5 protein-coding genes and 2 pseudogenes are annotated in these 7,300 nt (G+C 47.8%); 1 reads left to right on the plus strand and 6 read right to left on the minus strand.

Going from position 1 to position 7,300, the window contains the following annotated elements:
- Positions 1 to 3: 3 nt before the first annotated feature.
- Genes L3V30_RS21130 through L3V30_RS21150 form a run of 5 tightly spaced genes read right to left on the minus strand, consistent with a single transcriptional unit; the run spans position 4 to position 4,740 of the window.
- Positions 4 to 2,712 (minus strand): hypothetical protein, encoded by a 2,709-nt coding sequence (locus L3V30_RS21130; RefSeq protein ID WP_237309805.1) that lies wholly within the window; start codon positions 2,710 to 2,712, stop codon positions 4 to 6.
- Entirely contained in the window at positions 2,669 to 2,902 is a 234-nt protein-coding gene (locus L3V30_RS21135) for a hypothetical protein (protein WP_029831672.1), read from the minus strand. Before L3V30_RS21135 ends, L3V30_RS21130 begins: the two co-directional genes overlap by 44 nt.
- On the minus strand, positions 2,841 to 3,653 hold the full coding sequence (locus L3V30_RS21140) for a hypothetical protein (RefSeq protein ID WP_086485217.1): 813 nt from the start codon (positions 3,651 to 3,653) through the stop codon (positions 2,841 to 2,843). The genes L3V30_RS21135 and L3V30_RS21140 overlap by 62 nt, the downstream gene beginning before the upstream one ends.
- Positions 3,653 to 4,168 carry a hypothetical protein gene (locus L3V30_RS21145; RefSeq protein ID WP_237309807.1) on the minus strand — a complete coding sequence of 172 codons (516 nt, stop codon included), beginning with the start codon at positions 4,166 to 4,168 and terminating at the stop codon, positions 3,653 to 3,655. Before L3V30_RS21145 ends, L3V30_RS21140 begins: the two co-directional genes overlap by 1 nt.
- 11 nt (positions 4,169 to 4,179) lie before the next feature.
- A complete protein-coding gene (locus tag L3V30_RS21150; RefSeq protein ID WP_237309809.1) occupies positions 4,180 to 4,740 on the minus strand; it encodes a hypothetical protein in 561 nt (186 codons plus the stop codon).
- 221 nt (positions 4,741 to 4,961) lie between these two features.
- Between L3V30_RS21150 and L3V30_RS21155 the strand changes: the two are divergent.
- Positions 4,962 to 6,387: pseudogene (locus tag L3V30_RS21155) on the plus strand (IS66 family transposase).
- Positions 6,388 to 6,437: 50 nt separating this feature from the next.
- On the opposite strand, the pseudogene L3V30_RS21160 reads toward L3V30_RS21155, so the two are convergent.
- Positions 6,438 to 7,091: pseudogene (locus L3V30_RS21160) on the minus strand (IS3 family transposase); the annotation flags it as partial.
- Between the last annotated feature and the right edge of the window lie 209 nt (positions 7,092 to 7,300).

The raw sequence follows: 7,300 nt of genomic DNA on the forward strand, positions 1-7,300 counted from the left end.
TATCTACTCCATATCAGCGCTTTGACGCTGTAACGAACGGTCATCAAAGTTGAGAGGAATAGAGCCGCTAGCCTTAGTGGCTGACGCTGGTTTGTCTTTGCTTGAGCCACCGCTAGGCGCTGCAAAGATAGTGGTTGGTTTGGTTGCATCGCTGCCGTTAACCGCGCGCCCAATGGCATCCAATGAATGCTTGCTAAGCTCCACGGTTTGAGGTTTACCGCTCTCTTTGAGGTCTTTCATTGCTGCCTGTGCTTGCAGCTCGCTAACTCGCTCATTGCGTTGGATGGATGATTGAGTTGCAACCGTCTTATTCGAGGTGTTTTCGGTATCCACTTTCACCACGGATTGAGTGTCCGTTTTCTGCTTACTTAGCTCGGTATTGATGGATGATTCATGGCTGGCTGTGGTCACGCTGTTGGTTTGCGTGTTGTTTGCTGCCTTGGTTAGAGCGGCTACGGCCTCGGCCTCTTTACGGCGCTTGATCTCCGCATCGACGGCGGCAACCTGCTCGGCTTTCTTCTCTGGCGAGTAGACTTGGCCAAGTTCGGGATGCTCGACCATACCGGACATATCCATGCCCGTTTCCTTGGCCACTTTCACACGTTTGTCCTGGCTATCTTGCTTTTCGCTTTTCACGGCAAGATAAGCCTCTTTGTAGCTAATGCCTTGCTCGCTGGCCTTTTGCGATACCTCTTGAGAGGTCACTTGAGTTGAGTTTTTCGCATCAAGTTCGCGTATGGTTTTCTCGTCGCCGGACACTTTAGCTGTGTGGTAGGCTTCGGCGCTCTTAAGGTGTTCCTCTTTCTCCGTTTGAGCTTTTTCAACCTTAGAGTCCTTAGTCTCTTTAGTCTCTTTGTCGCCCTCAATCTCGCCGCCAAATAGCTTGTAAATGCCCTTGGCCATATCGCCAGAATCAAAGGTCAACGCTTCCTTAGCACCATCAAAACCGAACGCTCCAAGCGCCGAACCAAGCAAACCAGCACCGCCACTGACTAGGCCACCCAAATCGAGTACGTTCGCCAATGCCATTGAGCTTTTCTGGCCAGTTGTCGCCTCTTGGCCATCTTTGAGGTTGAACGTCTCTTTCTGCTTGTCTTTGTCAGTGAATCCGCTAAACGCATCGTAGGCCATTAAGGCCGGAGCAAGGAAAGGGATCGCCTTGCCAGCAACAGAGCCGATTTTAGACATACCTTTAAAGGCAGCACCCGCCATCGATACGCCCTTGCTGGCCACGTTTGAGGCTTTGCTGCCAATGCCTGACATAACCGATTTGATTCGGCCACGTTTGCCACCCGCTTTACGGCCAGCACGTCCACCAGCACGGCCACGCCCACGGCGGCGTTCAAACATATCGCCAGCTAGGTCTAACAGACCGCCTTGGCCATCGTTCGCCGCTGCTTTGGTTGCCGAAATCAGATCATCAAGCTTATCTAGCACATCATCAAACTGGCGTTCACGGTCAGCGCTGGACTCGTGCAATACCTCAAGCATGTTTGCTCGGTAGGTTTGCTCTTTGGTGTTTTTGATCTCGCTAGCTGTACTTATCCGGCTAGAATCGACCCCACCACGATTGACAGACACGTTACCCCTAGCACCATCACGGTTAGGTCGATCACTAGGCGTAATTTGCGTTGAATGGCTTGTCTCGAACGAATCTTTTGTCGCTGATAGTTGTTCATGGCTAATTGTCTCTATGGCTGTAACGGCCTGACTGTCTGCCTCTGGCGCTTGTTTGCCTCGGGTAAAGAGTCGGCCTAGTTTCGATTCTTTTAGCTTGTCTTTGGTTGAGGTGGCTTTTTCGGTCACATCATCCAGTGCGGTTTTAGCGTCTTGGCCTAAGTGGTAAAGCTCTTTAGCGGAGTAGAAGAACGAACCACCAGCCGCAGCGCCAGCCGCATCGGTCGCGTCGTTTTCTTCCTGTAGGAACTCTTTCACGTTATTGATGGCCAGTTGCTTAAGGCTGGTGGCCACCTTGGCAAAAACGTTCTGGCTTTCCTTTTCCGTGTCGGTTTGCTTTTCAATCTGGCGCTCTAATGCCGTTTGCTGCGCGTTCTTATAGGCCGATTGCTCTTGCTTACTCGCATAGCAGCCATCGGAGCGTCGAAGTTTGCCGTTAGCGTCTTTCCAATAGCCCTCAAACTCTGCCAGCGCGTCAGAGACGGCCTTTTCTAGCTTCTCTGGCACATCATCAAGGATTGAGGTATCTAAACGCTCAGAATTGGATTCTGGCGCTTCTACATTCACGACAACAGGCGCTTGTTTAACTGGTTCGCGCGCGTCCTCGTTTTTCAGTGTGTCAGCAATAGGCGTAACGGCACTTACAGAGCTGCTTTGCTCGACTGCTTTATCATCCGGTTTGGCCTGTGTCTCTGCTGGCTGATTAGGCGCAAATGACAGCTCAATTTCACCTGTTCGCTTGGTCTTAGTTGAGCTGGATTTAGGCGTGTCACTGGCTTGTGATTTTAATCCTTTTTTTGGATTGCTGCTCGGAATGGTAGAAACGTTAAAAGAGGCATTAGAAACGCCCTTAGTCACCGCCTTTTCGATGCCTTTTGTATCTACTGCAAGGACAGCCTTTTTCTGGTTCGTTGGCAGCGTCTTGCCATCGAGTTTACGACTAATCTCAGATAGCACGGCCAGCTCTCTGTCACTGGCTCGCTTCACTGCATCAACAACCAGCGATAGAGCGACCTCTTGTTGATTTTTGTCCATTTTTCACCTTGTCTTGGAGCGCTTTATCTAGGCTTATGGCCATCGTTTGAGGTGTTTTGAATACCGCATCGATAGGTTGGCCGCCGTAGATCGTTAAGTTCTCAATCAGTACGTTCCAACCAACGTAATCAAAACGTTGTAATGAAGTCGTTATTCCGAAAGGGTAAGAGCAACGTTCGAGTTGCTTCACCTCCTTGCTCGATAACTTTCTGGCATTGCGCAATGGTGGCAACTAGGTAATAGCGACCCTCATCGTACTTAGTGAGCAAGCCGTGACGCGCATTGCGTAGGCACTTTTCAACCTTGGCAAAGGCCACGCGAAATTCCGTGTTGAGGTACATCGATTTCAATAGGTCGATTTTCCACACTAGGGCATCGTCTTGGTCTTTAGGTTGTTCTTCGAACGTTAGGCAGTAGGCCAGCTCAGTGAGCGCCATGCGGTTAGCTTGTTGCTTCCATTCAGCGCTGTCCGGTTCGTACTGGTCGCGCTCATTACGAATGTTCTCAAGTTGCTCCGCCTCGTAACCGGTTAGTGGCTTCACGTTCGCTAGGTATGACTTGCCTTTCACGCTTAAGGTGATCTCTTGTTTTGGCAATCCATTGAGCGCTTTGGCCGATTCCATTAGCTCGCCCATATTGAGATCGAGATAGTGAGTTTCTTTGCAGTGTTCGCATTCATAGCTAAATGGAATCGTGCCTAGTTCGCTGGTGGACATAAAAATCCACCACAACGCTGCACGGCGATCTTCACCAGTCCATAGGCCGCTATCACTCATAGGGCGCTTGCTGGTGTCTTGCATGTGGTTCAGATAGCGAGTTGTGTTGGCTTCCTCTTGGTACTCGTTGAGGTCGCAGAACAATAGAGCGTCTTCCACGGTTGGGACTCGAAACTCAATCACTTCTGAAATGTTACTTGGTAGTGGAAATGATGGAATGTGCATTACAGTACCTTGTTACCTACAGACATAAATTTTTGGAGAATGAGCGGGAATGACTGGATCTGGTTGCCGTTTTCGCGTGAAAACATCACGTTGCCAATCTTGGTAGGAAAGACTTGATAGCTCTTATAGAGTGACTTTTTGCCGTCCTCATTGAGCGTAAAAATGTTAACCTTAAACACGTACTCTTTAGGGATGTTGAGTGTGCCGTCTTGGTTTCTGACTTTCTTGATTCGGTTTTCAAACCACTTGGAGATAGTCGGGTTTTGGTCATCACGAACCGTTAGCGTGATTTCGCCAACGCTGCTGTATGTAGGCAGCGCAATAGAGCCCGAACCGACTTGGAATGAATCCGCATCGATAGAGCCAGCACCAAAATCAATATCCTTTACGTAAATATCAAAGTCCGTTGGCGCGTCCGGCGAGTCGATTTCTACCGCCCGTTGCCAGCCTTGTAGCCACGGTTTATTCATAAAGTTATTGGTCGCGCGTTTGGCGAGCTGCATGTATGGATTCATGGCCGCCTCGCTTAGAGCAACGATACTGGTGGAACAATGGCACGGTTCGCGCGCATTGAGTTTTCAATCTCGGCTTTACGTGCGGCTAGGTCTGGTTCGGCAGCAATATCGGTCACATCCAACTTGCCAGCGATGGCAATACGGCGTTGACGCTCTGCGTTCGGGATAGTGATCAGCAATTCCAGATAGTCGCCAAGCAAGCTAATGCATGGCGTTGGAAGCTGGAACGAATCAAACGGCTCATTTAGTACGTTTTGCATGTACATCAATGTCAGTGGGAATGTTTCTGCGCCCGTTAATTTCAGTTCAAGAACGTTGCCCCAAACCTCGCTACGCACATAACGGCCACGGTCATCTTTGACCACCAGCCTTGCAGCAAAGTCGGACGGTAATTCAAACTGATTGCTATCGGCTAAGTCGCTTTGTTGGATGCGGGTTTTAGTGGTAAATCCGGCAATCTCTTGGTACTTGGCCAGCGCTTTACGCAATAGGCTTAACAGCGCCTTTTCGTCGTCGTGCAGCAAGACAGGGAATCTCGCTTTCACGTCTTCGAGTAGTTCAATCGGTGTCATGGCCGCTCCGGTATTGGCGGCGCATTTTGAGATAGAGGATAGGCTTGGTGAATCTTAACTCAAACCAATCAGGTACGCGATTTAAACTTTGTTATTGTCGATGGATAACAAAGACCGAAAGTAAGTGTTCACCAAGCCCTATTGACACAAAAAGTGTGACCTTACGCACTTGATCCCACTTTTAGGATTGAGTGATCCTTTTAGGAAGCCATCATGGTTTCATGACTAGAAAAAAAGCACCTAAATACCAAGAAGCACCACCTGAAGTCTCGGATTTAAATGAGGCTAAAGTGCTTATTGATGAGCTGTGGGAACAGCTCCGACATTATGAAGATAAGCTAACCACTAGCTCCAAAAACTCTTCAAAATCGCCCTCATCAGACAGTCCTAAAGAACGCTATGAGAGAAAAAAGCTGAAAGCTCTGGTGGTCGCAATTCGAGAGGAGCTAAACAAGGCCACACAGGGCATCAACGAAAACTCTCACCGTTGGAGAAAACGGATGTCATTATTGACTGTTTCCCTGAAACTTGTCCTTGTTGTGCTCAATCTGACATTGAGAACCAAGATGGGCCGTACTATCGCCATCAGGTTTTCGATATTCCAAAACCCACTGTCGATATCACCGAATACCGTTTATTTTCAGGCCAATGTCGGCACTGCAAAGAAACCGTAAAAGCTCAAAAAACTAACGATGCATCGCAAGGGATTATAGGGCCGAACTTATTAAGTTACATTGGGGTTCTTGCGGGGCAATATCACCTCAGTGTTCGGAAAATCCAATCACGGCTTAAAGAGCAGCTTGGCACAACTTTTTCGGTCGGGGCGATTAGCGAAGCGCAAACCAAAGTCGCTTCAATGTTGACTCCATTGCATCAAGCGATAAAACAAGCGTTAAAGAAAGCGCTTTTGATTCATGCTGACGAGACCTCCCATCACCGAAATGATGAAACGAGCCTGCGCTGGTGTTGGTTAGTAGCCAGTGATGACCTTGTCTATGAACAAATACTCTATTCGCGCTCGACCTCCTCAGCGAAAAAGGTCATTGATGAAGACTATGCAGGCATTGTGGTAAGCGACCAGTGCCCAAGTTATAACTGGATAGCTGCAGACCGTCATCAGTTATGTTGGGCACATGTGAAGCGTAACCTTCAGCAAATGGCGGATTATAGTGGTGGTGGGCACACCGCTTATATTGGTAAACATCTTTGTTTGCTAACGAACGTTATTTTCCATACTCGACATCGTTATGAGCAAGGTGATTTGGATTATTCACTGTATTTGAGGCGAATGCGTAGGCTGCAAAAATCATTCGATCATTGGTTAAACAAAGGAACGGACGTGATGGTCAAGCGATATCGCGGCGATGCAAGTTACTGCTCAAACATAGGGAAAGCTTGTGGGTTTTCCTCAAGAAAACATCAATCCCCTTAACCAATAATGAAGCTGAGCGATGTAGTAGAGGTTTTGTCATTCAAAGGAAAATCAGCTTCGGAACGACCTCGGATGCAGGCGATAAATTCCGTAGCCGCATTCATACACTTATCGAAACCTGTAAAAAGCGCGGTCCATCAGCAATGTCAGTTCTGAGTGAAATCATCACTTCTGTTGTTGAGAAGAAATCGTACCCGAACGTTTTTAATCTGTAGTATCGATCCTCTCAGTCATGAGAAGTCAATCTGCTTTGGTGAACGGTTACACCACGGTCACTATGAACGATGACTCGCCCAGGAAAGCCACGATGGAATAAGGTAATTGAAAGAATATCGCTGACTAATGTTGCTATCATCCTCTTAGTCAACGACTTGCTGTGAATAAAGATCAATGATTACCACTAAGTATAGCCAACCTTCACTGATAGCCAAATACGTAAAAGTCTTGTTCCAACAAGTTCGGAGTGATTGGCAACTTATGAATGCTATCCGTCGTACATTTAAACTTACGAGCAGCTTTAGCTAATAGATTTTGACGTTTCATGCTACTGGCAATGGTCTTCACATTATGCCTGCTACCGTAATCAGTTAACTCTATCTGGATACGTCTAGCACTGTCCCTGCCTTTGCGGCTATCAACCGCCCCTTTGACTTTGTCGTCTAATACCTGACGGGCTTGTTCTCGCAGGCAGTCTCTATGACGATGCTTGATCCAGTGGTAAAACCCGCTTCGCGATATGCCAAACACCTCAGCCATGTGAGACACACGGAAATACTGCAGCTGTTCAAACATAAATTCGTAACACAAGCTACTTTATATTCTTCGCAAAGTAGGTGGCGGCCTTTTTTACTATTTCTAGCTCTTTTTCTCGCTCAGCAGTACTGGAGTTTTTATTTGCGGTTTTACGCCAGCCATAGATTTGAGAGTCATGGAGAGATAGTTATCTAGCGGTAACAACAACACCGACTTTCTCCGCAAACTCAAGTGTTAAATTCGGAAGAACGGGAGCGCCACGAGGTGCTCAACACAGGTTTAGACTAGAGACGCAGCCAAGCGATTAAATGGCATAACAAGTCTAAAACGTTAATCGAAACATAAGGTTAAGTCCAGTAGGGTGAAAGGTCCCTA

Source organism: Vibrio sp. A1-1 (assembly GCF_021728175.1).
Classification (GTDB): Bacteria; Pseudomonadota; Gammaproteobacteria; order Enterobacterales; family Vibrionaceae; genus Vibrio; species Vibrio diabolicus.

Bases quoted from the DNA above. Each gene is read 5' to 3' on its own strand.
- L3V30_RS21130 (WP_237309805.1), bottom strand. From the start codon at position 2,712: ATGGACAAAAATCAACAAGAGGTCGCTCTATCGCTGGTTGTTGATGCA.
- L3V30_RS21140 (WP_086485217.1), bottom strand. From the start codon at position 3,653: ATGCACATTCCATCATTTCCACTACCAAGTAACATTTCAGAAGTGATT.
- L3V30_RS21145 (WP_237309807.1), bottom strand. From the start codon at position 4,168: ATGAATCCATACATGCAGCTCGCCAAACGCGCGACCAATAACTTTATG.
- L3V30_RS21150 (WP_237309809.1), bottom strand. From the start codon at position 4,740: ATGACACCGATTGAACTACTCGAAGACGTGAAAGCGAGATTCCCTGTC.